Source organism: Caulobacter sp. LARHSG274, assembly GCF_052871235.1.
In genome coordinates, this window is record NZ_JBIXJO010000002.1 from 275,939 (window position 1) to 300,493 (window position 24,555).

Here is a 24,555-nt window from a genome sequence, read left to right on the forward strand (position 1 = left end):
GTGACAGTCGACCGGCGGACTTTCCTCTCCACGGGGGCCGCCGCGCTGGCGGCCTCCAGCGTCGATGCGGCGACGCCCGTATCGGTTCGCGTCGAGACGCGGGAAGCGGTCGGCCAGCTTCCGCACATCTGGGAGGAATGCGTGGGCTCCGACCGGGCCGCCATCACCCTGCGGGAAAGCTGGCGCAAGGACCTGGAGCGCTGGGCGCAGGAGGCCGGCGTCAAGCGGGTCCGGTTCCATGGCGTGCTGAATGATGAGCTGGGCGTCTACGCCCCGACGATCCTGAACCGCAACAAGGTGGCCCCCAACTTCCAGAACGTCGACCAGGTCTATGACGGGCTGGTCGCCCGAGGCGTCAGTCCCTTCGTCGAGATCAGCTTCATGCCCAGGAGCCTAGCGTCCGGCGACAGGACCTTCGGCTTCTACAAGGCCAATGTCACGCCGCCGACCTCGCTCGAAGCCTGGTCCGATTTCATCAGGACCTTCGCCGTCCATCTGGTCGATCGCTACGGGCTGGCGACGGTGAAGACCTGGCCGTTCGAGGTCTGGAACGAGCCGGATCTCGCCCCGTTCTGGGCCGGAACCCAGCAGCAGTATTTCGAGCTCTACAAGGCCACCGCCGTCACGCTCAAATCGATCGACAAGGACCTGCAGGTCGGCGGCCCGGCGACTTCAGGATCCCACTGGCTGCCGGAATTCACCGGCTGGTGCGCGCAGAACAACGCGCCGGTCGATTTCATCAGCACCCACATGTACGCGGGCGGCGACCCGACCAAGATCTTTGGTCCGGGCTCCACCCTGCAGGTCGCCGACATAATTCCAGAAGCGGTTCGCCGCGCCCGCCAGCAGATCGACGGCTCGCCCTTCGCCGGCCGGCCGCTGTGGCTGACCGAATGGTCCTCCGACAGCCCGGCCATGATCGCCCATATCGTGGCGGCCTGCCTTCCCCATTGCCAGGTCATGTCCCAGTGGGTGCTCAGCTCCACCTACGAGGAGCTGGGAGTATCCGACTCTCTGCTGAGGGAGAACGACACCTCATGGGGCATGATCGTCCAAGGGATCGCGCGGCCTTCGTTCAACACCTACAAGCTGCTTCACCGCCTCGGGGCGGCGCGCTTGCAGGCCTCGGGGCCGGCCCTGGCCTCCAGGCGCGCGAACGGGGGCCTCGCCGTGCTGGTCTGGAACCTGGCGGACGTCAAGCAGTCGAACGGCCTGCCCTGGCAGAACTACGAACGCACCGTCGTGGGCGAGCCTAAACGCCTCGAGGTCGAGTTCGCCGGCGCACGACCGGGGCGGCGGGTGCGCGTCAGCTATGTCGATCAGGAGCGCGGCTCGCCGCTGCCGGCCTGGCGCAGGCTCGGATCGCCCCAATACATCAAGCCGGCTGACCTGGAGACGCTGAGGCGCAGCGCCGAGATCCCGCCGCCGCAGGCGATGCGATTGGATGACCGCTCGCGCCTCAGCCTGGACCTGCCGCCGGAGGGGGTGGCGCTGATCGAACTGGGCTAGGCGCTGTGGACTGTTAGGCGTTCAGCGTGGCCGGCGCCGCCCTCGTCCTTCGACAGACTCAGGATGAGGGCTACTGGTCGGGCGATTCAGTAGAATTCCTCATCCTGAGCCTGTCGAAGGATGAGGAATTCGGCCCAACTGTCCACAGCGCCGAGGCCGACCTGTCACCGGGCCAGCAGGCTCAGCCAATCGAGGCGTTCTCCGGACTCGATCTCTTCGGTGGATCGTCCAGCCTGGTCGGAGAGGCTTCGGCTCAAATCCGTCCAGCGCGGATCGAGCCGCGACGCAAGTAGATAGGTTCTGGCCGAAGTGGCCGGATTCCAGGGCTTGTTCTGGAACATCGCGCCGCCGGCTGCGGCGCGTTGACGGTCGTAGGGCACGACCGATTTCAGGAATTCGACGTGGATTTTCTCGCCCTTGGCGTAGGGGCTGAGCCAAGCCAGCGTGCTGGGCAGGGTCTTGCCCGTCGCGCTGCGATCCCGATACCAGTCCTGGCCATGGCTTTGAGCCGCCAGCGCCGCGATCAGCTGGGAATTGAGACTGAAGGTCACGTAGTGCAGCGCGTCGCGCTGCGCGAAATCCAGCGTCGATCCATCGTCGCGCAGATTGGCTTCCAGATGCTGGTCGAACAGGGCGTGAGCCCGATCGATCAGCGCCGCATCGCCGATCTGGAAGGCCGCCAGCGTCGCCAGCTTGATCCGATGGCTCTGCCAGTTGTTGGTCAGGGTCGGTTTGATGGGAACGTCGCCGGTTTCCATCGCCACGGTGTAGCCCGTCGCCAACCGACGCAGGAAGGCGTCGACCCTGACGCGCGTCGCGGGGGCCAGGTCGGCTTCGGTCAGGTCGTAGGCCAGGATCAGGCCCTCGAACCTCCCCTCATCAATGGGGTTGAAGGTGATCTGGTAGGTCGAGACCCAGGCGTCGATATAGCGTTCGCTCTGGCTGAGGAACGCTTTTTCGCCGGTCAGCCGCCAGGCCAGGGCCAGGTCGAGCATGACGTCCATGTCCTGCAGGCTCGTCCATGAGGCGGCGATGTCGCTTGGGTCGGCCGTGGCGGGGCCGGCGACGCCCGGCGCGCGCGCCTGGCCGGAACTCACGCCTTCGATGCGGACCTGTCGCGGGGCCGGCGGGCGGTTCAGGAAGGTGCGGGCGCGGGCGACGATCGCCGCGCCGTCCTGGTGGGCGGCCCTGCTGCGGGCGAAGCGGGGACCAAGGATCGCATAGTCGACGCCCTTGGCTGCGTGCGCAGCGGCCAAGGGCGCCGCCAAGGTCGTGTTCAGCGGCAAGATCGAGGCCGCCGCGGCCAGGATCAGCAGGCCGCTGAGGCCAGGCGCGAAGGCGCGTTTTCCTGTCCGCGCCGGGGTCATCGGCATGCCGGGTTCCTGGCGTCCGGCAGCGCGATGAAGTTGATGCTCGTCGCCGCCAGGGTGACCTTGCCGCCGGTGATCGACTGCGGCGTCAAGCCGGGGAGGGCGTCCTTGTGGCCCAGCGCCAGGGGACGGCCATTGAGCGATGCCGTCGCGCTCTGCAGCTCGGTCGCCGTCAGCGCATAGAGTCGGGCCTTGCCGCCAAGGTCGAGGACTTGCGGCTCGGTGCCGGTATTGATCGCAATGACGGTCACGCCACCCTTCACCCGCGCCTGGCAGTGCGCGTAGAGGTGCAAGTCGGGCCGCAAAGGACCGGCGTCGAGCACCGTCGTTCCCACCGTCCGGCGCCACAGCAACGCCGCCCAGTAGTTGGGGCGGGGCGCGAAGGTTTCCGGATCGAGCAGGCCGTAATTGCCGCCGACCAGCGTCTGGTGGAAGACCGCGCTGGCGCCCAGCTTCGCCAGGCGGCCCAGCTGATCGACATAGCGGAAGGAGTCGATGAAGGTCGCGCTCCAGGGCGCGCCGCTGCACGCCGCGCCGGCCGTCTCGGTGTTCCAGATCGGCGCGCCGGGCGCATAGCGGTCCCGCAGCGCCTTGTGATCGAGCAGGGACGGGTCGGTCCGGCCGAGCCATTCTTCGGTCAGGGCCTTGTCGGGGCTGGTTCCGACCGGCGAACTGGCGGGCGCGCAGCGCGGCGCAACCGCCGGGTAGAAGTGGTAGGAGATGATGTCGAAGCGCGGCGTCGGCTCGCCCGTCATCAACGAAGCCCCCGTCAGATTGCCCGGCAGCGGCATGTTGTTCATGACCACGTCGCCTGGCCCGACGATCTTCATGTTCGGAAGGGATTTGGTCGCAAAGGCCCGAAAGGCGACCTGATCGCGCGCGAACCACGCGCCGTCATAGCCCTTCGGCGCGCCGCCATAGTTGGGCAGGTTGGGCTCGTTGAACAGCTCGGCGGCGTAGATCTCCCCGCCGATCGCATGGGTGTAGTCCACCAGCGGCTGGGCCTGCAGCGGGGTCCAGCGCCCGGACGGGTCGCGCACCGCGGTATTGACCGTGAAGGACATCAGCAGCTTGGCGTCGACCGCGCGTGCGAAGTCGATCACGCCCTTCCATTGAGCGCGGGTCAGCACCGAGCCGTAGCCCGCCGGTGGCTGCTCCGGCGCCGACCTGTCGTCGTTCTGGAAGTAGACGGAATTGGCCGAGGTGCCGCTGGTGCGCAGATAGGCCGGTCCCAGGGCGGCCGCCAACTTGCGCAGGCGAGGGTTCGACAGGTCCAGCGGCTTTTCCAGCTTGACCCCGCTCATCACCGTCTGGACCTGCGCGTCGGCGTGCGACTGCTCGTCCGACGGGGCGGCGGACGCAGGCTTGGGCGGCGGCATGCCGGTGATGGCGATCAGGTCCAGATTATAGGCCTGGAAGCGCGGGTCGACCTGCCCGACCCGCGGAAAGCTTCGCGGCGCGAGGGGGACGTCCTGCGCCGTGGCGACCGGGCCCGTCGCGCTCGCCAGGCAGGAGATCGCGAAGGCCGCAGCGCGCCGCGCCAACGTCGCCTGCATTGTCCCAGGCCGCGAGCCGCCGGCGCGCATCCGAAATCTCGCCACGATCTGAAACCTCCCGTTTGCGCGGCGCCCGCCGGCTCTTTTGCCGCCAGGTCGCCGCCAGCCCTAATTGTGATCGTCTCGGGCCCGTTGTCAATAAAATGTACTACAAGTACATTTTGGTATTGGGACTTGCGATGCGCCGGCATAGACATGAGGAAGTGAGTCTGGCGCCGGCAGGGGAGACGACGATGAGCGCGACGGGGCGCGACCCGGGTGGTTCGCCCGCAGAGGCCAAGGCGCCGCGCCAGGGCCGCGGCCGGCCTTCCCGCCAGCAGGCCCAGGCCATCGACCAGCGCGTGCTGGAGTCGGCGCGCCTCTGTTTCCTGGCCAGCGGCTTCAACGGCACGACGATGGATGCGATCGCCGAACATGCGGGCGTGTCCAAGGTCACCCTCTACCAGCGCCACGCCGACAAGGAGGCGCTGATGCGCGCCGTCATGCACGAGCGCATCGCGACCTGGTCGGTGATCTCGCGGCAGCGGATCGTCTCGCACGGCGACACGCTGGACCAGCGCCTGCGCCACTATGCGCGCTCGATGTTGCGATGGAGTTCCGACCCGGAGATCCGGGCTTTCGCCGATCTGATCCGGGGATGCTGGGGCTCCGCGCCGGCCGTCGCCGAGGAAATGGAGGCGATCCGGTTCGGGCGAATGCTGGCGGTGATCGAGGCCGACATCGTCGAGTTCAGCGCCAAGGAGCATTTCGTCGTCAAGGAGCCGAGGCAGCTGGCCGCGGTGCTCATGGCCATGCTCACGGCCTTCCCGCCGCCTGCGCCTGGCGATGAGGCGGCGATCGCCTCCTGCGCCGACAAGGCCGTCGATATTCTGATGCACGGGCGATGCGCCTGGAGCGTGAAGGATGGGCCCGATGCAAAGTGAAGCTCAGCCTGGAGGTGCTTCCCTTCGCGCCGCCCGAACCGGCAGGCGGGCGAGGGTGTCAAACGGCGCCCGGCAGTCGGTAGCCCGGCCAGGCGCTGCCTTAGCGCGCGGTTGTCGATCTTGCCCGTCGCTCCCAGCGAGACGTCCTGAGTGACGACCGCGTCGTCGGGCATCCATCACGAGCGATCTTGCCGTCCAGGTGCGTCACCAGGTCGGCCTTGCTGGCCTCGGCGTCGGGTTTCAGCACCACGACCAGCAGCGGCCGCTCGTCCAATTAGCGTATCGATGCTGCCATTCGGTTCTCTTTCGTAGCCGCTGCTTTCTTGGCCGATTTGGCTGTTGAGACCGCCGTGAACGCGGTCTTCTTACTCGTCCCCGTGAGCAAAGGGGATGCGCCGTGGAGCCTTCCAAGTCCGATCTGGAGATGTCGCGCAGCCACCGCATGCTGCGCACGGCCTTGGGTCCTCTGCTGCTGGCCCAGATGGAAGATCCCGGCGTCGCCGAGGTCATGCTCAATCCCGACGGCGCGGTGTGGATCGACCGGTTCGATGTCGGGCTGAGGTCCGCTGGCCTGTCGCTGAGCGCGGCCGACGGCGAGCGGATCATCCGCCTGGCCGCCCATCATGTCGGGGTCGAGGTCCATACGGGCCGGCCGCGCCTGGCCGCCGAATTACCGGGCGGCGGCGAGCGTTTCGAGGGTCTGCTGCCGCCTTTGGTCTCGGGTCCGACCTTCTCGCTGCGCAAGCCGGCCAGCATGGTCTTTCCGCTCGGCGCCTATGTCGAGCAGGGGGTGATGAGCGCGCGGGAGGCCAAGGCGCTTGCCGATGCCGTGCTTGAGCGCCGCAACATCCTGGTCGCTGGGCCAACCTCCAGCGGCAAGACAACTCTGGTCAACGCCCTGTTGGCGCAGGTCGCGGCGCTGGACGAACGCGTCGTCCTGATCGAGGACGTACGCGAGCTGCAGTGCCCGGCCCGCAATCTGGTGGCCCTGCGCACCCGGGACGGCGTGGCGAGCCTGGCCGATCTGGTCCGCTCGTCCCTGCGCCTTCGCCCCGATCGGATCATCATCGGCGAGGTCCGCGGCGCCGAGGCGCTCGACCTGATCAAGGCCTGGGGCACCGGCCATCCGGGCGGGGTGGCCACCCTGCACGCCGGCTCGGCGGTGGGCGCGCTGCTGCGCCTGGAACAATTGATCCAGGAGGCGGTGGTCACCGTGCCACGCGCCCTGATCGCGCAAACCATCGACCTTGTCGCCGTCATCGCCGGCCGCGGCGCTCAGCGCCGCCTGGTCGATCTCGTTCGCCTGTGGGGCCTTGGCTCCGACGGCGCCTACCAGCTCAGCCCCGCCTGCCCCCCAGAAGAGGAGATTGCCTGATGCCTGTCCAATCCTCGCGTTCCCTGCGTGCGCGCCTGATGTCCGGATCGACGCTCGATCCCTTGGGCCACATCGCCCGGCTGGCGCCGCTGACGCTCGCCGCGCTGTTGACCAGTCGGTCGGCTCAGGCCGCCGGCTCGTCCATGCCGTGGGAAGAGCCGCTGCAGCGGATACTGGAGTCGATCGAGGGGCCGGTCGCCAAGATCATCGCGGTGATCATCATCATCGTCACCGGCCTGACCCTGGCCTTTGGCGACACCTCCGGCGGCTCGCGCAAGATGATCCAGATCGTCTTTGGCCTGTCGATCGCGTTTGCCGCCTCCAGCTTCTTCCTGTCGTTCTTCTCGTTCGGCGGCGGAGCGCTGATCTGATGTCGGGCGATCGCGACCATGGCTTCGCCGCGCCTGTCCATCGGGCTCTGACGCAACCGATGCTACTGGCCGGCGCGCCCCGCGCGATCGCCCTGGTCAACGGCACCCTGGCCGCGGCCCTGGGTCTGGGTCTGCGCCTGTGGCTGGTCGGCCTCCTGGTCTGGATTGTCGGCCATGGCCTGGCCGTCTGGGCCGCGCGCCATGACCCGCTGGTCTTCGAGGTCGGCCGCCGCCACGTGCGGATCCCAGCACGACTGGAGGTCTGAGCGATGCTGGACCTTCGCGAATATGCCCGCCGCCCCAAGTTGCTTTGCGATTACCTGCCTTGGGCGGCCCTGGTCGCCCCCGGCGTGGTGCTCAACAAGGACGGAGCGTTCCAGCGCACCGCCAGTTTCCGGGGGCCTGACCTGGACTCGGTGGGCGACGCCGAGGTCGCCGCCGTCGCCGCGCGGCTGAACAACGCCCTGCGCCGGCTGGGCTCGGGCTGGGCGATCTTCATCGAGGCCCGCCGCGACCCGGCCATGGCCTATCCGGGCAGCGTCTTTCCCGATCCGGTCTCGGCCCTGGTCGACATCGAGCGGCGCCAGGCCTTCCTGGAAGAGGGGGCCCACTTCGAGAGCCGCTATTTCCTGACCCTGGTCTTCCTGCCGCCGGCCGAACGGACTGGGCGCCTGGAGGGCCTGTTCGTCGAAGGCCGCGGACTGGACGGGGTCGATTGGCGCGCCCAACTGGCCGATTTCATCGATCGCTCCAACCGCCTGCTGGCCCTGGTCCAAGGCCTGACCCGCCAGGCCGACTGGCTGGACGATACGCAGACCCTGGGCTTCCTGCACGGGGCGGTGACCACCAGCCGCCAGGGCGTTCGTGTTCCCGAAACCCCGATGCAGTTGGACGCCCTGCTGGCCACCCAGCCATTGGACGGCGGCCTGGAGCCAAGGTTGGGCGAGGCTCACCTGAGGACCCTGACCATCGTCGGTTTCCCCAGCCATACCCTGCCGGGTCTGCTGGACGAGCTCAATCGCCTGGCCTTTTCCTATCGGTGGTCGACCCGCGCCCTGTGTCTGGACAAGGTCGAGGCCAATCGCCTGATCGGCAAGATCCGGCGCCAGTGGTTCGCCAAGCGCAAGTCGATCGGCGTCCTCTTGCAAGAGGCCCTGACCCAGCAGCCCTCGGCCCTGGTCGACAACGACGCGGCCAACAAGGCCGGCGAGGCCGACCAGGCCTTGCAGGACCTGGGCGGCGATGCGGTCGCCTACGCCTTTGTCACCGCCAGCCTGGTGGTCTGGGATGTCGATCCAGACCGCGCCGACGCCAAGCTGGGCCTGGCCGAGAAGGTCATCACCGGTCGCGATTTTTCGATCATCAAGGAGCGAATAAACGCGGTCGAAGCCTGGCTGGGGACCTTGCCGGGCCAGACCTACGCCAATGTCCGCCAGCCGCCGCTGTCGACCCTCAACCTGGCCCACATCGCCCCGCTATCGGCGGTGTGGGCGGGGCCGCAAGCCAATTCGCATCTGGGCGGGCCGCCGCTGCTGATGGCCAGGACCGAAGGCTCGACGCCGTTTCGTCTGTCGCTGCATGTTGGCGATGTCGGCCACGCGCTGGTGGTGGGCCCGACGGGCGCCGGCAAGAGCGTCCTTTTGGCGCTGCTGGCCCTGCAGTTTCGCCGCTATGAGGGCGCGCGGATCGTCGCCTTTGATTTTGGCGGCTCGATCCGGGCTGCGACCCTGGCCATGGGCGGAGCCTTCCATGATCTGGGCGGGGTTCTGCTGGACGCAGAGCGTCCGGCCGTCGCCTTGCAGCCTCTGGCCCGACTTGATGATCCGGCGCAGCGGGTCTGGGCGGCCGACTGGATTGGCGCGCTGCTGGTCGCCGAAGGCGTCGTCCTGACGCCGATGGTCCGGGACCATGTCTGGTCGGCCCTGGCGAGTCTGGCCTCGGCCCCCATCGAGGAGCGCACCCTGACGGGCCTGACCGCTCTGCTGCCGACCCTGGACCTCAAGAGCGCGCTGGCGCCCTACACCCTGGCCGGACCCTGGGGGCGACTGCTCGACGCCGAGCATGAGGTCCTGGCCGGCGGCGCGGTCCAGACCTTCGAGACCGAAGGGCTCTTGGGCACGCCGGCCGCGCCGGCGGTGCTGGCCTATCTCTTCCACCGCATCGCCCAGGGGCTCGATGGTCGGCCGACCCTGATCCTGATCGACGAGGGCTGGCTGGCGCTCGATGATCCAGCCTTCGGCGCCCAGCTGCGCGAATGGCTCAAGACCCTGCGCAAGAAGAATGCGTCGGTCGTCTTCGCCACCCAGTCCCTGAGCGACATTGACACCAGCCCGATCGCCCCGGTGATCGTCGAAAGCTGCCCGACGCGAATCTTCCTGCCCAACCCGCGGGCCCTGGAACCGCAGAGCGCGGCGATCTATGGCCGTTTTGGGCTCAGCGCCCGCCAGGTCGAGATCCTCAGCCGAGCCTCGCCCAAGCGCGACTACTATGTCCAATCGCGGGCTGGCGAGCGCCTCATTGATCTGGGTCTGGGGCCGATCGCCCTGGCGTTCTGCGCGACCTCCTCCAAGTCCGATCAGGCCGATATCGCCGCGGTTCTCCAAGGCCACGGGCCGGAGGGCTTCGCCGCCGCCTGGTTGCGCCATCGTCGGCTGCCCTGGGCCGCCGATCTCCTGACGTCCATCGCCCTTCCGGAGGCCTCCCAATGAACCTGTCTCGATCTCGCTCCACCCGTCGCCAGATGACGGCGCTGCTGGGCTGTGCGGCCGCGATCGCCGCAGCGGCCGCCCTGGCGCCACCGGCCATGGCGCAGGTCGCGGTCTATGACCCCAGCAACTACGCCCAGAACGTCCTGCAGGCGGCCCGGGCCCTGCAGCAGATCAACAATCAGATCGCCGGCCTGCAGAACCAGGCCCAGATGCTGATCGGCCAGGCGCGCAATCTCGCCAGTTTGCCGTACTCGTCGTTGTCGGCGCTGCAGGAGCAGGTTGTCGCCACGCAAGCGCTGCTCGGTCAGGCTCGCGCCCTGGCCTACAACGTTCAGGACATCCAGGACGCCTTTCATCGGCGCTATGGACTGGCGGACTTGGCGGCCAGTGACGCAGAGCTGACCTCCCGCGCTGAAGTACGCTGGACGACCTCGGTAGCGAGTTTGGAGGACGCGCTGACGGTGCAGGCCGGCGTCGTCCAGGGCCTGGAGACGAGCCGGGGCGAGATGCAGAGCCTGGTGTCGGCCAGTCAGGGCGCCGACGGGGCGCTCCAAGCTGCTCAGGCCGGCAATCAGCTTCTGGCTTTGCAGGCGCAGCAATTGTCGGCCCTGACGGCGGTGATCGTCGCCAACGGCCGCGCGCAAGCACTGGAAGCCGCCGATCGCGCCGCGGCGCGAGCCGACGCCAAGGCTCGTTTCGCCAAGTTCATGGGGGCCTCGCCTCAGCCATGAACCGTTCCCTCGTCTGGGGGATCGCACTTTTAATGCTGCTTGGGGCCGCTGTCTTGGCGGGCAGGGCGTCCCAGGCCCCAGCTCCGGCAAAACCAGCGCCGCCTGCTTTGGTCGACGCCGAACTGGCGCGGTGCCGAACGGCGAGCCAGGATGATCTGGCTTGTCGGGCCGCCTGGGCGGCCGCGTGGGACCGGTTCTTCGGGCAGCCGGCGTCATGAGCGACACCGGTGTTATCGACCGGATGCTGGACGTCTACACCCAGCATATCGACAGCGGCTTTGGCTTGCTGGGCGGCGAGGTCGGCTATCTCTCCACGACCCTGGTGGCCATCGACATGACCCTGGCGGCGCTGTTCTGGGCTTGGGCCCAGGACGATGTGACCGCGCGCCTGGTCAAGAAGACCCTCTATGTCGGGTTCTTCGCCTTCCTGATCGGCAATTTCCACGCCCTCAGCCTGATCGTCCTGAAGAGCTTCTCGGGTCTGGGCCTGAAGGCGTCCGGAGCGGGAATGTCTACTGAGGACTTCCTGCGTCCGGGCAAGGTGGCGGCGTTGGGCGTGTCGTCATGCAAGCCGATGCTTGAGGCGGCCAAGCAGTTGAGCGGCTTTCCCGGTTTCTTCGAGAACATCGTCCAGATCGTCATCCTGCTGGCTGTCGCCCTGCTGGTGATTGTCGCCTTCTTCGTGATCGCGGTGCAGATCTTCGTGGTGCTGATCGAGTTCAAGCTGACCACCTTGGCCGGCTTCGTCCTCGTCCCCTTCGCCCTGTTTGGCCGCACCGCCTTCCTGGCCGAGCGCGTGCTGGGCAATGTCATCGCCTCGGGCGTCAAGGTCATGGTCCTGGCGGTGATCGTCGGGATCGGTTCGAGCCTGTTTTCGGAGTTCACCAGCGCGGCCTCAGGCCAGCCGACCTTCGAAGAGGTCCTGGCGATCGCCTTGGCCGCTCTGACCTTGCTGGGCCTGTCGATCTTTGGACCCAGCATCGCCTCGGGCCTGGTGTCGGGCGCGCCGCAGCTGGGCGTGGGCGCGGCGGTCGGAACCGGTCTCACGGTGGCGGGCATGGCCATGGTCGGCGCCAGCGCTGTGCAGATGGCCGCCGGCGGCGGCGCGAGCTTGGCGTCGGCCGCCGCGGGCGCGGGCGGCGCGGGCGGCCCGCGGCCTGGCCCTGGCGCGCCGATGCCTGACGGACCGAGCGGCGGCGGCCCCTCTGGCCCCGCGTCGGGCGGCGGAGCAGTTTCGGGCGGCGCGCAGACCAAGCCGGCGACCGGTTCGGGCGGCGGCGAACCCGGTTCGGGGACGCCATCGGACGGATCGGCCGAGCCCGCCGAGGCGCCGTCCTGGGCGCGCGAGCTCAAGCAACAGCAGGCCCTGGCCCATGGCGCGAGCCTGGCCGCCCACGGCCTGGCCAGCGGCGACGACCATAGCGGCGGCGCCAGTCCCTCACTCTCGGAGCAAAGCTGATGAACTCGTTCAGGGGAGCCTCGCGCCTGGGCGCGACCCCCGTCCCCGAAACCCCCTACCAGCGGGCCGGCCAGGCCTGGGACGAGCGCATCGGAAGCGCCCGCGTCCAGGCCGCCAACTGGCGGCTGATCGCCCTGGGCCTGCTGGCCAGCAACATCGTCCAGTCGGGCGGCATGATCTGGCAGGCCGCCCGCGGTTCGGTCACGCCGTGGGTGGTGGAGGTCGATCGCCTGGGCCAGACCCTGGCAGTCGGTCCGGCCCAGCGTGGATACCGGCCGCCCGATCCGGTGATCGCCTGGACGCTGTCGCGCTTCATCGAAAACACCCGCGCCGTGCCGGCCGACGCGGTGGTGCTGGGGCAAAACTGGCGGCGGGCCTACGACTTCACCGACGCCAGCGGTGCGGCGGCGCTGTCGGACTATGCCAGGGGCGCTGATCCCTTCGGGGAGATCGGCAAGGCGCAGGTCTCAGTCGATATCAGCAACGTCGTGCGCGCTTCGCCCGACAGCTTTCGCCTGGCCTGGATCGAGCGGCGCTATGTCGACGGGCAATTGGTCTCGACCCAGCGCTGGAGCGCCATCCTGACCCTGGTCATCGCCGCCCCGACCTCGCCCGACGCCTTCGTCAAGAACCCGTTCGGGATCTTCGTGCGGGCCGTGTCGTGGTCTCGGGAGTACGGCGCATGATCCGGTTGATGTCGATTGCGCTGGTGGCTGTCCTCGGCGCGGCGCAGCCGGCTCTGGCGGCGGCCGTCGCCGAGGCGCCCCAGGGCGTGGCCTTCACGGAGTTCCAGTTCACCGAGCGTGGCCTCTATGACGTGGTGGCCGCGCCGGGGCGGATCACCGATATTGTGCTGGAGCCCGGCGAAACCCTGGTGGAAGCCCATCCGATCGCGGCCGGCGACACCGTGCGCTGGGTGATCGGCGACACCACCAGCGGAGAGGGCGCGGGCCGCCGTGTCCACATCCTGGTCAAGCCGGTCCAAGGCGACCTGTCGACCAACCTGATCATCAACACCAGCCGCCGCACCTACCATCTGCAACTTCGGGCCTCCCGCCGCGCCTTCCTGTCCCAGGTCGCCTGGCGCTATCCGGCGCCGGCCATGCCGTCGACGCCCACTGTTGCTTCGCCTGCGACGGCGCCGGTGATCGTCGTCGCGCCCCCAGCCCCCGATCCGGCGCGCCTGAACTTCGGCTATCGGCTGAAGGGGGCGGCGCCCTGGCGGCCCGCGCGCGTCTTCGACGACGGGGCGCGGACCTATGTCGAGTTCGGGCCGACAGTCGCTCTCAGCGACCTGCCGCCGTTGTTCATCGCCGGACCGGACGGGAGGACCTCCGAACTGGTCAACTACCGCGTGGTCGGCCGCCGGCTGGTCGTCGATCGCCTGTTCGACCACGCCCAGTTGCGGTTCGGGCTCAAGCGCTGGGAGCGCCGCGTTCGGATCGACCGACAGTCGAGCGATCGGGAGATTGGCCAGTGACTGAGACGATCGAGCAAGAGCAGAAGGCCATCGCCAAGGACCTGCGCCTGCGCGGCGTTTCCAGGCCCGTGGCCCGCGTCTCGCGCAAGGCGCTGATCCTGACTGGCGGGGTGGTGGCGATCGGCGTTTGCGCGGCCCTGGCCTGGTCGCTGCGCGAGCGTGACCGCGCTGCGTCCCAACCCGCCTTCCAGCCCGCTGCGCCGCCGCCCGAACAGATCTCAGGTTTGCCCAGGGACTATCTGCATCGTGGTCCGGCGCCGATCCTGGGGCCGCCGCTGCCCGGAGACCTTGGACGGCCGATCCTCAGCGCCGAGCGGGCGCGAGCCGCCGCGCCGTCGGCGGAGGTTTCCCTTCCGGCGCCGGAGACGGCCTCGTCAGCGTCAGGGCCGGTCCCAGCCCGGCCCAATCCTCGGATCGAGGCTGGGCAGGCTGCGCGCGTCAGCGGCCTGTTCACGCCGGACGAACCGGGCCGCTCGAATGGGCAAGCGGTCGTGGCGAGCCGATCGCGCCCCCCCGGCCCCGACGAGCGCATTACCAGTCCCGAGCGCTTGCAGGCTCCGGTCTCGCCCTACGTCCTGCAGGCCGGATCGATCATCCCCGCCGCCTTGGTCACAGGCCTGAGGTCCGACGTCGCTGGTCTGGCGCTCGCCCAGGTCAGCCAGGACGTCTATGACAGCCTGGGCGGCCATCACCGGTTGATCCCGGCGGGCGCGCGACTGATCGGGGAATATGAGACCACCACCCATGCCGGCCAGAGCCGGCTGTCGGTGGCCTGGACCCGCCTGATCCTGCCCTCGGGGCGTTCGATCGTTCTGGACAAGCTGCCGGCCGCGGACGCGCAAGGCATGGCGGGACTGCAGGACAGCGTGGACCGGCACGGCAAGGCGGTGCTGGCCGCCGCGGCCTTGAGCACGGTGTTGGCGATCGGGGCCCAGGCCGGACAATCGAGCGATGGAAGCGACCTGGAGCGGGCGATCCGCCGAGGCGCCAGCCAGTCGGTCAGCGATATCGGCCAGCAGGCGGTGGGACGCGGCCTTTCGTTGACGCCGACCCTGACCATCCGGCCCGGCGCGCCGCTCAGGGTCCTGCTGTCCCGCGATCTGGTGCTGGAGCCCTACGAGGAGGAGACGATCCCATGAGCAAGCTCAAGCTTGGGCCGCTGGAGGACGATGCGCCAGTAAAGGTCACGGTGGATCTGCCCGCGGCGGTGCATCGCGATCTGGTCGACTACGCCAAGGCCCTGGCGGCCGAAACCGGCGCCAAGCCGGCCGAACCGTTCAAGCTGATCGCCCCGATGTTAGCGCGGTTCATGGCCTCCGATCGAGGCTTCGTACGCGGCCGAAAGCGATCGGCGGTCTAGCAGTCGCTCAAGGGGGATGGTCGAGACATCGGACTCTTTCGCGCCGTTCAGGAGGTGCATCTCGAAGGTGGCGAAGACGCCGAGTTCAGCCCGGCGGTCGAAGGCATCAACGGATCAGACGGCGTTCGTCAGACCGTCAGGTTCTGTCAGGCTCTGCATCAGACCCAGCAGCTTTCGACGCTGGCGCACGGGCAGGCGAGGGAAGACCGCCGCCAGGGCCACACCCTCGCGAATGGCGAGGAAGGCCTGCTGGTCGGACGCGCGTCGGTCGTCTTCCGCTGCGGGTTGGGCGGGGTCTGGCAGCCCCTCGAAAAACCAGGCGATCGGCGTCTTCAGGTGGTGTGCCAGGGCATGCAGCTTGGAGGCGCTGATCCGGTTGGTTCCGCGCTCGTACTTCTGCAACTGCTGGAAGGTCAGGCCAAGCGCCTGACCCAGTTGGCTCTGGCTGACGCCAACCATTTTGCGCCGAAGGCGCACGCGCGCGCCAACATGCAGATCGACGGGATCGGGTGAGGGATGGGGCAAGGTCTGTGCGCTCCAAGCGGCTGATCCCTGGTAGACGAACCAGAAGGCGGCTTCGGGCACGGCGCGCGCGATTTTTTTAACGCTCACACGGGCGGGCGAAGTTCACTTGAAACAGCCACGATTCTGGACTCGCTCCCCCCGGGGGCGGTTGCCGGGACCACAGAAAAGGCGATTTCGCATCGGCGTCGCCACGTGCGCCAGGATATCGTCGTCTGATGCGGCCCTAGGCGTCTCGCCGACGAGACGGGAGATTTGGGATCGGTCGAGACGGGCTTTCTAGCGGCGCCGGATCTGTCCGATTTGACGCTGGGCGCACGCGATCAAAAACGAACAGCCATGTCCAACGGCCCCCAAATCCGAAGCGTCGCCGCGTTCTTCGTTGCGGACCTGTGGAAGACGAGACTGACCAGGTCCTGGTCACGCAGCCAGACCCAAAAACGCAAAATCTTGCCTCGGTGACTGAGCGACGCTGGAGGCCGCAGCCCAGCGTTAAGGGCGTCGCCAAACGAACCCGCGCTTACCCCGTGCTTACCGGAGCCTCTTCGATGATGATGTCTGTGAACTGGTCGGGACCCAAAGCCTTGAATTGCTTTGGGTCCCGATGGTGCCGCCGGGCAGGATTGAACTGCCGACCTCAGCCTTACCAAGGATGCGCTCTACCACTGAGCTACGGCGGCGAAGAGGAGGGGGCGTATAGCGAACCAAACGCGGTTGGCAAAGCCAAAATCGTCTTGACCGATCGTCGCATGGCTTTCACCTGTGGAAAGATGAGCCGGAACCCCAAGCCCCATAACGAAAAAGCCGAGCGCGAAGCGCGGCTGGCCCAGGCGCTGCGGACCAATCTCCGCCGCAGGAAGGCCGCGCCTCCCGCCGCCGACAAGAGCGCGGCCAAGCCGGAATCGTCCGCGTCGGACGACGAGACCCCCTCCAGCTGAGGAGGAGCCTTGAGGAATCGGTGCAGGCCCTTGCGCGGGCTCTTGCAACCAGTAGAACCGCCCCTTCACATGCGACCGCGCGGCGTTTCCCTCGGCCGCGCCACGAGGGACTTTCATTGGATCGTATCGTCATCACCGGCGGCGCGCAGCTGAACGGGACCATCCCGGTGAGCGGCGCCAAGAACTCGGCCATCAAGCTGATGGCGGCCAGCCTGCTGACCGACCAGCCGCTGCGCCTGACCAACATGCCGCGCCTGGCCGACACCAAGTTCCTGGGCAAGCTGCTGGCCCGCCTGGGCGTCCAGGTCGACGAGCGCGAGGGGCCGGACGGCTCGGAGACGCTGCTGCACGCGCCGGAGATCACCAGCGGCATCGCGCCCTATGAGCTGGTGCGGCAGATGCGGGCCTCGTTCAACGTGCTGGGCCCGCTGGTCGCCCGCACCGGCCAGGCCAAGGTCAGCCTGCCCGGCGGCTGCACGATCGGGGCCCGGCCGGTCGACCTGCACCTGCAGGCCCTGGAGGCCCTGGGGGCCAAGATCGACCTGCACGAGGGCTATGTCTACGCCCAGGCCCCGCGCGGCCTGAAGGGGGCGGAGATCGCCTTCCCGTTCGTGTCGGTGGGCGCCACCGAGCACGCCATGCTGGCCGCCGTGCTGGCCGACGGGGTGACGACGATCCGCAACGCCGCCTGCGAGCCCGAGCTGCTGGACCTGCAGCTCTGCCTCAACGCCATGGGCGCCAAGGTCGAGGGGGCGGGAACCCCGACCATCACCATCACCGGCGTCGCCAAGCTGCACGGCGCCACCCACGCGGTGATCCCCGACCGCATCGAGATGGGCACCTACGCCGTGGCCGCGGCCATGGCCGGCGGCGAGGTCCGCCTGACCAAGGCCCGTCCGGACCTGATCGACAGCCTGCTGGTCAAGCTGGAGGAGGCCGGGGCCGGCGTGGTCCGCACCGAGGACGGGGTGATCATCAAGCGCGACGGGTCGCGCCTCAACGCCGTCAGCGTCGAGACCCAGCCCTATCCCGGCTTCGCCACCGACCTGCAGGCCCAGTTCATGGCCCTGATGACCACGGCCAAGGGCGAGAGCCACATCCGCGAGACCATCTTCGAGAACCGCTTCATGCACGCTCCGGAGCTGCGGCGGCTGGGGGCCGACATCTCGGCGTCGGGCGGCGAGGCGCGGGTGCGCGGCGTCGAGCGGCTGGAGGGGGCCGAGGTGATGGCCACCGACCTGCGGGCCTCGGTCAGCCTGGTGATCGCCGGCCTGGTCGCCCGCGGCGAAACCACGGTCAGCCGCATCTACCACCTGGACCGCGGCTTCGAACGGTTGGAAGAAAAGCTGGGCGCCTGCGGGGCCCAGGTGCGTCGCATCAAGGGTGACGGCGACGCTTTGAGCGAGGACTGATCCATGGCCGACGTCGCCACGCCCCTTCGCCTGCTGGCCCAGGAGCCGGAGGACCTGGCGGTGATCTCCGCCGCCCTGCAGGACGCGGTCGCCAAGATCGGCGACATCCGCTGGGACGCCCAGGCCCGCACCCTGACCCTGGCCTGCAACCGCTTCCGCTGGGAGTCGGGCGGCCGCAAGGGAGAGCGGGTGCGCTCGGCCCTGCAGCTGGGCGACGTCGCCGGCGTCCGGGCCCGCAAGCTGCGCCGCGAGGCCAAGTCGGCCGTGGTCGAGCTGCTGGCGGTGGCCTTCGAGCCGGGCGAGGCCCCCGGCGGGACGATCCTGTTGACCTTCGCCGGCGGCGGCGACCTGCGGGTCAGCGTCGACTGCCTGGACGTGATCCTGGTCGACGTCTCCGAGCCCTGGTCGACCCCGCGCAAGCCGGGCCACGCGGATTGATAGCAAGGGCTCCGAGCCGCTCGCCCCCTTTGTACACCGTCATCCCGGGCCTCGTGCCCGGGACCCATCCGTCCGCCGCAAGGGGCGCAGGCGCGCCATTGCATTTCGCTTGCGGGTTGAACCATGGGTCCCGGGCACAAGGCCCGGGATGACGGCGTGCGGTGAGAACGGCCGAAATCGTGGGTCGCGGGTATGAGCTCAAGGCTGCCGTCGATTGTCCGGTCGCGTCGCAGTCGGTGACCTGGGCAGGGCCGATCGGATCGTCCAGACCCCAAGCGGCCACTTAGCGCGTGACGCCCCCGGCGGCCTGGCCCAAGTTCGGCCCTCGATACGATTGTGGGGGCGGCCTTGAACCAGACGAGCGACAACGGGCTGTGGAATCCGGACCTGGCGCCGACCACCCCGGCCCAGCGGACCTGGCGGGCCTGGCACTTCGCGGCCCTGTGGCTGGGCATGGTCATCGCCGTGCCGGGCTACATGCTGGCCGGCGGGCTGATCGACCAGGGGCTGTCGGCCGGACAGGCGGTGGGGGCCGTGCTGCTGGGCAACCTGGTCGTCCTGGCCCCGATGCTGCTGATCGGCCACGCCGGGGCGCGCTGGGGCGTGCCCTATGCGGTGCTGGCCCGGGCCGCGTTCGGCTGGCGCGGAGCCCGGCTGCCGGCCCTGGCCCGGGCGGTGGTCGCCTGCGGCTGGTACGGCATCCAGACCTGGATCGGCGGCGGGGCCCTGCTGACCCTGCTGGGGGTGATGGCCGGCAGGAGCCTGGTCGGGCCGATGGTCCCGGGGCTGGGCATCGGCGTCGGCCAGCTGCTGGCCTTCGCCGCCTTCTGGGCGATGCAGCTGCTGTTCGTCACCAAGGGCCTGGAGGCGGTGCGCAAGCTCGAGACCTGGACCGCGCCGGTCAAGGTCGTGGTCTGCGGCCTGCTGGTCTGGTGGGCGCTGAGCAAGGCCGGCGGCCTGGGGCCGATCCTGCACGCCCCCAGCGCCTACGACCCCGGCGGCGCCAAGGCCGGCCGGTTCTGGCGGGACTTCGGGCCGATCGTCACCGCCATGAGCGGCTACTGGGGCACCCTGGCCCTGAACATCCCCGACTTCACCCGCTTCGCCCGCAGCCAGAAGGACCAGATCGTCGGCCAGGTCGCCGGCCTGCCGGGCCCGATGGCCCTGATGGCGACCCTGAGCGTGATCACCACCTCGGCGACGGTGCTAATCTTCGGCAAGGCGATCTGGGATCCGGTGGCCCTGGCCGGAAACATCGGCGGCCTCGGCGTGCTGGTCGGCCTGCTGATCATCAGCCTCGACACCGTCTCCTGCAACATCGCCGCCAACCTGGTCGGGCCGGCCTACGACTTTTCGACCCTGTGGCCCAGCCGGATCAGCTATCGCACCGGCGGCTACATCACCGCCGCCCTGGGCGCGCTGATCATGCCGTGGAAGCTGCTGGAGAGCACGCAGGGCTACATCTTCGTCTGGCTGACCGGCTACGGCGCCCTGCTGGGGCCGGTGGCCGGCATCCTGATCGCCGACTACTGGCTGCTGCGCGGGACGCAGCTGGATGTCGACGCCCTCTACGACCGGACCGGCCGCTACACCTACGCCAAGGGCTGGAACCCGGCCGCGGTGGCGGCCTTCGCCATCGGCGTCGCGCCCAGCCTGCCCGGCTTCCTGAAGACGGCCGGCCTGCCGGCGGCGGCGGGGCTGGGGGCGCCGTGGACGGGGCTGTACGACTACGCCTGGTTCGCCGGGGCGGGACTGGCGGCGGGCGCCTACTGGGCGGCGATGCGGGTTGGCGAGCGCCGGGGGAGCGGACGTCCGGTAGCGGCGTTCGAGCCCTGAGTTCGGGTCCGTCGGCGGGTTCAGCAGGCCCCACCCGACCCCGGCTCCGCCAGGGCCGCCCTCCCCGGGACAGGAGGGAAGGCGCCCAGCGGCGCATCAAAACTTGCATCCCACCCAAAAACCCGCATCTAGGCCAAATGCGCCGCTTCAATTCCGCCGATCCCGCCTTCGCCGCCGCCTTCAAGGCCTTCCTCGACGAGCGCCGGGGCGCGCCCGAGAATGTCGATGCGGCCGCCCGCAACGTGCTGGACGCCGTCCAGGCCGACGGGCTGAAGGCGGTGCTGAGCTTCACCCAGCGCTTCGACGGCGTCGAACTGACCGAACAGACCATCCGGGTCACCGCCGAGGAGATCGCGGCCGGCGCGGCCCAGGCCTCGGACGAGGTGCGCGCGGCCATCGCCTTCGCCGCCGCCCGCATCCGCGCCTTCCACGAGCGCCAGCGCCCGGCCGACCAGGCCTGGACCGACGAGGCCGGCGTGCGGCTGGGCTGGCGCTGGACGCCGCTGGAGGCCGTCGGCGTCTATGTGCCCGGCGGCCGCGCGGCCTATCCCTCGACCGTGCTGATGAACGCCGTGCCGGCCCAGGTGGCCGGGGTCGACCGCATCGCCATGGTCACCCCGCCGGGCAAGCTGGAGCCGGCGGTGCTGGCCGCCGCCCAGGCGGCCGGGGTCACCGAGATCTGGCGGATCGGCGGGGCCCAGGCCGTCGCCGCCCTGGCCTATGGGGCCGGTCCCATCCTGCCGGTCGACAAGATCGTCGGCCCCGGCAACGCCTATGTCACCGCCGCCAAGCGCCGGCTCTACGGCGTGGTCGGCATCGACGCCCTGGCCGGGCCGTCCGAGATCGTCGTGGTCGCCGACGCCAACAACGATCCCGACTGGATCGCCGCCGACCTGCTCAGCCAGGCCGAGCACGACCCGGCCGCCCAGGCGATCCTGATCACCGACGACGAGGACTTCGCCCAGGCGGTGTCGGACGCCGTCGACGCCCTGCTGAAGACCCTGGCCACCGGGGCCGACGCCGCCGAATCGTGGCGCGATCACGGGGCGATCATCCTGTGCCACCTGGATGACAGCCCGCGGCTGGTCGACCTGCTGGCCCCCGAGCACGTCGAGTTCGCGGTCGACGATCCCGAGCGCCTGGCCGACCGGGTGCGCCACGCCGGGGCGATCTTCCTGGGCCGGCTGACCCCCGAGGCGATCGGCGACTATGTGGCCGGCTCCAACCACGTGCTGCCGACCAGCCGCGCGGCTCGCTTCCAGTCGGGCCTGTCGATCTACGACTTCCTCAAGCGCACCTCGATCGTCCAGTGCGACGCGGCCGCCTTCGCGATCCTGGGGCCGCACACCGCCGCCCTGGCCCGGGCCGAGGGCCTGCCGGCCCACGCCCTGTCGGCGTCGATTCGCCTGCCCGCCGACCCGTTGTCCTCCAAGCCCTGAGAGGCCAGTCTCCCTGCGATGTCCGACGCCAAGGCCAGCCAGTTCCTGAAATCCATCCTCATCGACGAGGACAGCCTGGCGGCCGTCTCGCGCGACCAGGAGCAGGAGCGGCAGGTGGCGATCTTCGACCTGCTGGACGGCAACTATTTCGAGCCGGCCGAGGCGGGGCAGGGGCCCTATGACCTGAAGCTGTCGCTGGTCGAGAACCGCCTGGCCTTCGACATCGCCGGGGCCGATTACGAGCGCCGGCACCTGCTGTCCCTGTCGCCCTTCCGCGGGGTGATCAAGGACTATTTCATGATCTGCGACAGCTACTATTCGGCGATCCGCAATTCGACGCCGCAGCAGATCGAGGCCTTGGACATGGGCCGGCGCGGCCTGCACAACGAGGGCTCGTCGCTGCTGCGCGAGCGGCTGGAGGGCAAGGTCAAGACCGACCTCGACACCGCCCGGCGGCTGTTCACCCTGATCTGCGCGCTGCACTGGCGGGGCTGAGCGGTGGGCGGGCTTCCGGACGCGGTGCTGTTCGCCTGCAACTACAACCGCGTGCGCTCGCCGATGGCCGAGGCGCTGTTCCGTCATTTCTACGGGGCCCGGGCCTTCGTCGATTCGTGCGGGCTCAAGCCCGACCCGGCCGACGAGGGCGTCGACCCGTTCGTGGCCGTGGTCATGGACGAGATGGGCCTGGACGTCAGCGGCCACCAGCCCAAGAGCTTCGCCGAGCTGGAGGACGACAGCTTCGACGTGGTCGTCTCCCTGACCCCCGAGGCCCAGCACCGGGCGGTCGAGCTGGCCCGCGACCGGGCCACCGACATCGAATACTGGCCGACCCACGACCCGACCCTGGCCTATGGCTCGCGCGAGGCCATGCTGGCCGCCTATCGCGAGGTCCGCGACGCCCTGGCTGCGGCGATTCGACAACGTTTCGGCGCGCCATCGACGTTCGGGGGGTGAATGCGCTATACACCGCGCCTCGCAGCCGCGACGCGCTCCCCGACTCAACCGTCGCGGGGCTTTGTCGCCGTGGCGTCACCCGTTTTGAGAGGCCTGATGGCTAAGGAAGAACTGCTCGAGTTTCCCGGTACGGTCAGCGAACTGCTGCCCAACGCGACCTTTCGCGTGACGCTGGAGAACGATCACGAGATCATCGCCCACACCGCCGGCAAGATGCGCAAGAACCGCATCCGCGTGCTGGCCGGCGACAAGGTGCTCGTGGAAATGACGCCCTACGACCTGACCAAGGGCCGCATCACCTACCGCTTCAAGTAGGGCTGGCGAATGGTCGTCCAGCGGACGCCGCTGGTCCTGGCCAGCGCGAGCCCCCGGCGCCTGGACCTGCTGGCGCAGGTCGGCGTCGCCCCGGACCGGGTCGATCCCGCCGACATCGACGAGACGCCGCTGCGGGACGAAACCCCGCGGCGCCATGCCCTGCGCCTGGCCGTCGAGAAGGCCAGGGCGGTGGCGCCGCGCTCGCCCGACGCCCTGGTCCTGGCCGCCGACACCGTCGTCGCGGTCGGCCGCCGCATCCTGCCCAAGGCCGAGACGCCGGAGCAGGCGGCCGCCTGCCTGAAGCTGCTGTCGGGCCGCAACCACAAGGTCCTGACCGGCGTCGCCGTGATCGCCCCGGACGGCCGCGAGGCCTCGCGGCTGGTCGAGACCCGCGTGCAGTTCAAGCACCTCTTGGCCCAGGAGCAGGCCGACTACCTGGCCGGCGGCGAATGGCGCGGCAAGGCCGGGGGCTATGGCGTCCAGGGCGTGGCCGGCGGCTTCATCATCGACCTGCATGGCTCCTATACGTCCGTGGTCGGCCTGCCGCTCTACGAGACCCTGAACCTGCTGCAGGGCCTGGGCTGGAAGCCGTCATGAGCGAGCGCCGCGCCTACCTCTACAAGGGCATCGGCGAGACCGTCGGGGTCGTCACCCTCGACGGCCGCCCCGAGCGCCTGGTCGCCCACTGGGAGGGCGACGATCCGCTCGACGCCGAGGGCGTGCGCGGCGTGGCCCGGGTCCGCAAGATCGAGCGGGCCTTCGCCTCGGCCTTCGTCGCCCTGCCGGGCGGGGCCGACGTGCTGCTGCCGCTGCGCCCCGACATGCCCAAGCTGGTCGAGGGCCAGCTGGTCGAGATCGAGATCCGCACCCCCTCGCGCCGCGACAAGCTGGCGGTGGCCCGCTTCGTGGCCGAGACCGACGGCGAGCCTCGGATCCTGGAGGCCGCCCCGAGCATCGAGGAGCTGCTGCGCCTGTGGGTCAAGTCCGGCTCGCCGACCCAGGGCCTGGCCGCCCTGGAGGCGGTCGAGGCGGCCGAGGCCGAGGCGCTGATGACCGTGTTCGCCCTGCCGGGCGGCGGCGACATCGCGATCGAGGCGACCCGGGCCCTGGTGGCCGTCGACGTCGACCTGGGCAATCGCGACGGCGATTCCAAGAAGGCCGCCCGCGCCGCCAATCTGGCCGCCTTCAACGTCGCGGCCCGGGTGCTGCGGCTGAAGGGTCTGGGCGGGCTGGTGGTCTTCGACCTGGTCGGCCGCGGCCATGACGGCCAGGCCATGACCACGGCGGCCCGCAACGCCTTCGCCATCGACAATCCCGGCGTCGCTCTGGGGGCGATCAGCCGGTTCGGGGCGCTGGAAATGACCGTGCCGCGCCGGGCCCGGCCGATTCTCGACCGGCTGCTCGACGAATCGGGCGGGCTGTCGGCCCGGACGGGAGCCCTGCGCCTGGTCCGGGCGTTCGAACGGGAAGGCCGGGCCGATCCGGGCGGCCGCTTGGCCGGCCGCTGCGGACCGGCGGTGGCGCAGGCCTTCGAGGCCCTGGACGCCGCCCTGGCCGAACGCATCGGCCGCCGCTTCACGCTCGAAGTCGTCGCCGACTGGCCCAACGACCGCCTGGAGGTCTCCGCGTCATGAGCATCGCTCCCGCCGCCGGCAAATGCCCGATCTGCGGCAAGCCCGCCATTCCCGAAGCCCGGCCGTTCTGCTCCAAGCGCTGCGCCGACGTCGACCTCAACCGCTGGCTCTCGGACCGCTATGTCGTGCCCGGCGCCGACGAGGACGAGGAAAACCCGCCGTCCACAGACTTCGACCGCGATTGAGCCGCCAATGCTGAAGGGGGCTGGACTTCGTTTTTCGGCT

General features: G+C 69.5%; 27 protein-coding genes and 1 tRNA gene. 24 read left to right on the forward strand and 4 right to left on the reverse strand.

Annotated elements, in window-relative coordinates; all coding sequences use genetic code 11:
* On the forward strand, positions 1 to 1,509 hold the full coding sequence (locus tag ACIPQB_RS05625) for a GH39 family glycosyl hydrolase (RefSeq protein WP_446484235.1): 1,509 nt from the start codon (positions 1 to 3) through the stop codon (positions 1,507 to 1,509).
* Positions 1,510 to 1,673: 164 nt separating this feature from the next.
* Here the strand turns inward: ACIPQB_RS05625 and ACIPQB_RS05630 are convergent, their stop codons facing one another.
* Together ACIPQB_RS05630 and ACIPQB_RS05635 are read right to left on the reverse strand one after the other, a co-directional pair.
* Positions 1,674 to 2,882, reverse strand: a complete 1,209-nt coding sequence (locus tag ACIPQB_RS05630) for an alginate lyase family protein (protein ID WP_446484236.1) — start codon at positions 2,880 to 2,882, stop codon at positions 1,674 to 1,676.
* Positions 2,873 to 4,423, reverse strand: a complete 1,551-nt coding sequence (locus ACIPQB_RS05635; RefSeq protein ID WP_446484237.1) for a hypothetical protein — start codon at positions 4,421 to 4,423, stop codon at positions 2,873 to 2,875. Before ACIPQB_RS05635 ends, ACIPQB_RS05630 begins: the two co-directional genes overlap by 10 nt.
* A 155-nt stretch (positions 4,424 to 4,578) precedes the next feature.
* On the opposite strand from ACIPQB_RS05635, the gene ACIPQB_RS05640 reads away from it, so the two are divergent.
* The 12 genes from ACIPQB_RS05640 to ACIPQB_RS05695 all read left to right on the forward strand — a co-directional run bounded on the left by ACIPQB_RS05640 (position 4,579) and on the right by ACIPQB_RS05695 (position 14,842).
* On the forward strand, positions 4,579 to 5,358 hold the full coding sequence (locus ACIPQB_RS05640; protein ID WP_446484238.1) for a TetR/AcrR family transcriptional regulator: 780 nt from the start codon (positions 4,579 to 4,581) through the stop codon (positions 5,356 to 5,358).
* 442 nt (positions 5,359 to 5,800) lie between these two features.
* Entirely contained in the window at positions 5,801 to 6,733 is a 933-nt protein-coding gene (gene trbB / locus ACIPQB_RS05645; protein WP_446484730.1) for a P-type conjugative transfer ATPase TrbB, read from the forward strand.
* A complete protein-coding gene (locus ACIPQB_RS05650; protein ID WP_446484239.1) occupies positions 6,733 to 7,104 on the forward strand; it encodes a TrbC/VirB2 family protein in 372 nt (123 codons plus the stop codon). The genes trbB and ACIPQB_RS05650 overlap by 1 nt, the downstream gene beginning before the upstream one ends.
* Positions 7,104 to 7,370: a VirB3 family type IV secretion system protein gene (locus ACIPQB_RS05655; protein WP_446484240.1), complete on the forward strand. Its 267-nt coding sequence runs from the start codon at positions 7,104 to 7,106 to the stop codon at positions 7,368 to 7,370. The genes ACIPQB_RS05650 and ACIPQB_RS05655 overlap by 1 nt, the downstream gene beginning before the upstream one ends.
* A gap of 3 nt (positions 7,371 to 7,373) precedes the next feature.
* Positions 7,374 to 9,812: a conjugal transfer protein TrbE gene (gene trbE / locus ACIPQB_RS05660; RefSeq protein WP_446484241.1), complete on the forward strand. Its 2,439-nt coding sequence runs from the start codon at positions 7,374 to 7,376 to the stop codon at positions 9,810 to 9,812.
* On the forward strand, positions 9,809 to 10,543 hold the full coding sequence (gene trbJ, locus ACIPQB_RS05665) for a P-type conjugative transfer protein TrbJ (RefSeq protein ID WP_446484242.1): 735 nt from the start codon (positions 9,809 to 9,811) through the stop codon (positions 10,541 to 10,543). Before trbE ends, trbJ begins: the two co-directional genes overlap by 4 nt.
* Entirely contained in the window at positions 10,540 to 10,761 is a 222-nt protein-coding gene (gene trbK-alt, locus ACIPQB_RS05670; RefSeq protein ID WP_446484243.1) for a putative entry exclusion protein TrbK-alt, read from the forward strand. Before trbJ ends, trbK-alt begins: the two co-directional genes overlap by 4 nt.
* Positions 10,758 to 12,002 (forward strand): P-type conjugative transfer protein TrbL, encoded by a 1,245-nt coding sequence (trbL, locus tag ACIPQB_RS05675; protein ID WP_446484244.1) that lies wholly within the window; start codon positions 10,758 to 10,760, stop codon positions 12,000 to 12,002. The genes trbK-alt and trbL overlap by 4 nt, the downstream gene beginning before the upstream one ends.
* On the forward strand, positions 12,002 to 12,688 hold the full coding sequence (trbF, locus tag ACIPQB_RS05680; protein WP_446484245.1) for a conjugal transfer protein TrbF: 687 nt from the start codon (positions 12,002 to 12,004) through the stop codon (positions 12,686 to 12,688). The genes trbL and trbF overlap by 1 nt, the downstream gene beginning before the upstream one ends.
* Positions 12,685 to 13,482, forward strand: coding sequence for a P-type conjugative transfer protein TrbG (trbG, locus tag ACIPQB_RS05685; protein ID WP_446484246.1), 798 nt, complete (start codon positions 12,685 to 12,687; stop codon positions 13,480 to 13,482). Before trbF ends, trbG begins: the two co-directional genes overlap by 4 nt.
* Entirely contained in the window at positions 13,479 to 14,621 is a 1,143-nt protein-coding gene (locus ACIPQB_RS05690; protein ID WP_446484247.1) for a TrbI/VirB10 family protein, read from the forward strand. Before trbG ends, ACIPQB_RS05690 begins: the two co-directional genes overlap by 4 nt.
* Positions 14,618 to 14,842, forward strand: a complete 225-nt coding sequence (locus ACIPQB_RS05695; protein ID WP_446484248.1) for a DUF2274 domain-containing protein — start codon at positions 14,618 to 14,620, stop codon at positions 14,840 to 14,842. Before ACIPQB_RS05690 ends, ACIPQB_RS05695 begins: the two co-directional genes overlap by 4 nt.
* A 114-nt stretch (positions 14,843 to 14,956) precedes the next feature.
* Here ACIPQB_RS05695 and ACIPQB_RS05700 read toward each other — a convergent pair whose 3' ends face one another.
* Positions 14,957 to 15,427 carry a helix-turn-helix domain-containing protein gene (locus tag ACIPQB_RS05700; RefSeq protein WP_446484249.1) on the reverse strand — a complete coding sequence of 157 codons (471 nt, stop codon included), beginning with the start codon at positions 15,425 to 15,427 and terminating at the stop codon, positions 14,957 to 14,959.
* Between the two features lie 542 nt (positions 15,428 to 15,969).
* Positions 15,970 to 16,044, reverse strand: a tRNA-Thr gene (locus ACIPQB_RS05705).
* A gap of 90 nt (positions 16,045 to 16,134) precedes the next feature.
* Between ACIPQB_RS05705 and ACIPQB_RS05710 the strand changes: the two genes are divergently transcribed.
* From ACIPQB_RS05710 to yacG, 11 genes are all read left to right on the forward strand, one after another.
* Entirely contained in the window at positions 16,135 to 16,302 is a 168-nt protein-coding gene (locus tag ACIPQB_RS05710; protein ID WP_446484250.1) for a hypothetical protein, read from the forward strand.
* 116 nt (positions 16,303 to 16,418) lie between these two features.
* On the forward strand, positions 16,419 to 17,714 hold the full coding sequence (gene murA / locus ACIPQB_RS05715) for a UDP-N-acetylglucosamine 1-carboxyvinyltransferase (RefSeq protein WP_446484251.1): 1,296 nt from the start codon (positions 16,419 to 16,421) through the stop codon (positions 17,712 to 17,714).
* A gap of 3 nt (positions 17,715 to 17,717) precedes the next feature.
* Positions 17,718 to 18,152 carry a DUF2948 family protein gene (locus ACIPQB_RS05720; protein WP_446484252.1) on the forward strand — a complete coding sequence of 145 codons (435 nt, stop codon included), beginning with the start codon at positions 17,718 to 17,720 and terminating at the stop codon, positions 18,150 to 18,152.
* Between the two features lie 348 nt (positions 18,153 to 18,500).
* Positions 18,501 to 19,988: an NCS1 family nucleobase:cation symporter-1 gene (locus ACIPQB_RS05725; protein WP_446484253.1), complete on the forward strand. Its 1,488-nt coding sequence runs from the start codon at positions 18,501 to 18,503 to the stop codon at positions 19,986 to 19,988.
* A gap of 137 nt (positions 19,989 to 20,125) precedes the next feature.
* Entirely contained in the window at positions 20,126 to 21,427 is a 1,302-nt protein-coding gene (gene hisD / locus ACIPQB_RS05730; protein WP_446484254.1) for a histidinol dehydrogenase, read from the forward strand.
* An 18-nt stretch (positions 21,428 to 21,445) separates the two neighbouring features.
* The gene (locus ACIPQB_RS05735; protein ID WP_446484255.1) at positions 21,446 to 21,922 is read left to right on the forward strand and encodes a UPF0262 family protein; all 477 of its coding nucleotides are present in this window, start codon (positions 21,446 to 21,448) and stop codon (positions 21,920 to 21,922) included.
* Positions 21,923 to 21,925: 3 nt separating this feature from the next.
* Entirely contained in the window at positions 21,926 to 22,381 is a 456-nt protein-coding gene (locus ACIPQB_RS05740) for an arsenate-mycothiol transferase ArsC (protein ID WP_446484256.1), read from the forward strand.
* A gap of 96 nt (positions 22,382 to 22,477) precedes the next feature.
* A complete protein-coding gene (gene infA, locus ACIPQB_RS05745; protein ID WP_008261544.1) occupies positions 22,478 to 22,696 on the forward strand; it encodes a translation initiation factor IF-1 in 219 nt (72 codons plus the stop codon).
* A gap of 9 nt (positions 22,697 to 22,705) precedes the next feature.
* Complete coding sequence (locus ACIPQB_RS05750; protein ID WP_446484257.1) at positions 22,706 to 23,293, forward strand: Maf family protein; 588 nt, start codon at positions 22,706 to 22,708, stop codon at positions 23,291 to 23,293.
* On the forward strand, positions 23,290 to 24,330 hold the full coding sequence (locus ACIPQB_RS05755; RefSeq protein ID WP_446484258.1) for a ribonuclease E/G: 1,041 nt from the start codon (positions 23,290 to 23,292) through the stop codon (positions 24,328 to 24,330). The genes ACIPQB_RS05750 and ACIPQB_RS05755 overlap by 4 nt, the downstream gene beginning before the upstream one ends.
* Positions 24,327 to 24,515: a DNA gyrase inhibitor YacG gene (gene yacG / locus ACIPQB_RS05760; protein ID WP_446484259.1), complete on the forward strand. Its 189-nt coding sequence runs from the start codon at positions 24,327 to 24,329 to the stop codon at positions 24,513 to 24,515. Before ACIPQB_RS05755 ends, yacG begins: the two co-directional genes overlap by 4 nt.
* Positions 24,516 to 24,555: the final 40 nt, after the last annotated feature.

What these genes read in the sequence shown, in the direction of transcription:
- ACIPQB_RS05630 (WP_446484236.1), bottom strand. Translation starts at nt 2,882, where the DNA reads ATGCCGATGACCCCGGCGCGGACAGGAAAACGCGCCTTCGCGCCTGGC.
- ACIPQB_RS05640 (WP_446484238.1), top strand. Translation starts at nt 4,579, where the DNA reads ATGTACTACAAGTACATTTTGGTATTGGGACTTGCGATGCGCCGGCAT.
- trbB (WP_446484730.1), top strand. Translation starts at nt 5,801, where the DNA reads ATGCTGCGCACGGCCTTGGGTCCTCTGCTGCTGGCCCAGATGGAAGAT.
- ACIPQB_RS05650 (WP_446484239.1), top strand. Translation starts at nt 6,733, where the DNA reads ATGCCTGTCCAATCCTCGCGTTCCCTGCGTGCGCGCCTGATGTCCGGA.
- ACIPQB_RS05655 (WP_446484240.1), top strand. Translation starts at nt 7,104, where the DNA reads ATGTCGGGCGATCGCGACCATGGCTTCGCCGCGCCTGTCCATCGGGCT.
- trbE (WP_446484241.1), top strand. Translation starts at nt 7,374, where the DNA reads ATGCTGGACCTTCGCGAATATGCCCGCCGCCCCAAGTTGCTTTGCGAT.
- trbJ (WP_446484242.1), top strand. Translation starts at nt 9,809, where the DNA reads ATGAACCTGTCTCGATCTCGCTCCACCCGTCGCCAGATGACGGCGCTG.
- trbK-alt (WP_446484243.1), top strand. Translation starts at nt 10,540, where the DNA reads ATGAACCGTTCCCTCGTCTGGGGGATCGCACTTTTAATGCTGCTTGGG.
- trbL (WP_446484244.1), top strand. Translation starts at nt 10,758, where the DNA reads ATGAGCGACACCGGTGTTATCGACCGGATGCTGGACGTCTACACCCAG.
- trbF (WP_446484245.1), top strand. Translation starts at nt 12,002, where the DNA reads ATGAACTCGTTCAGGGGAGCCTCGCGCCTGGGCGCGACCCCCGTCCCC.
- trbG (WP_446484246.1), top strand. Translation starts at nt 12,685, where the DNA reads ATGATCCGGTTGATGTCGATTGCGCTGGTGGCTGTCCTCGGCGCGGCG.
- ACIPQB_RS05695 (WP_446484248.1), top strand. Translation starts at nt 14,618, where the DNA reads ATGAGCAAGCTCAAGCTTGGGCCGCTGGAGGACGATGCGCCAGTAAAG.
- ACIPQB_RS05710 (WP_446484250.1), top strand. Translation starts at nt 16,135, where the DNA reads ATGAGCCGGAACCCCAAGCCCCATAACGAAAAAGCCGAGCGCGAAGCG.
- ACIPQB_RS05720 (WP_446484252.1), top strand. Translation starts at nt 17,718, where the DNA reads ATGGCCGACGTCGCCACGCCCCTTCGCCTGCTGGCCCAGGAGCCGGAG.
- hisD (WP_446484254.1), top strand. Translation starts at nt 20,126, where the DNA reads ATGCGCCGCTTCAATTCCGCCGATCCCGCCTTCGCCGCCGCCTTCAAG.
- ACIPQB_RS05735 (WP_446484255.1), top strand. Translation starts at nt 21,446, where the DNA reads ATGTCCGACGCCAAGGCCAGCCAGTTCCTGAAATCCATCCTCATCGAC.
- infA (WP_008261544.1), top strand. Translation starts at nt 22,478, where the DNA reads ATGGCTAAGGAAGAACTGCTCGAGTTTCCCGGTACGGTCAGCGAACTG.
- ACIPQB_RS05750 (WP_446484257.1), top strand. Translation starts at nt 22,706, where the DNA reads ATGGTCGTCCAGCGGACGCCGCTGGTCCTGGCCAGCGCGAGCCCCCGG.
- ACIPQB_RS05755 (WP_446484258.1), top strand. Translation starts at nt 23,290, where the DNA reads ATGAGCGAGCGCCGCGCCTACCTCTACAAGGGCATCGGCGAGACCGTC.
- yacG (WP_446484259.1), top strand. Translation starts at nt 24,327, where the DNA reads ATGAGCATCGCTCCCGCCGCCGGCAAATGCCCGATCTGCGGCAAGCCC.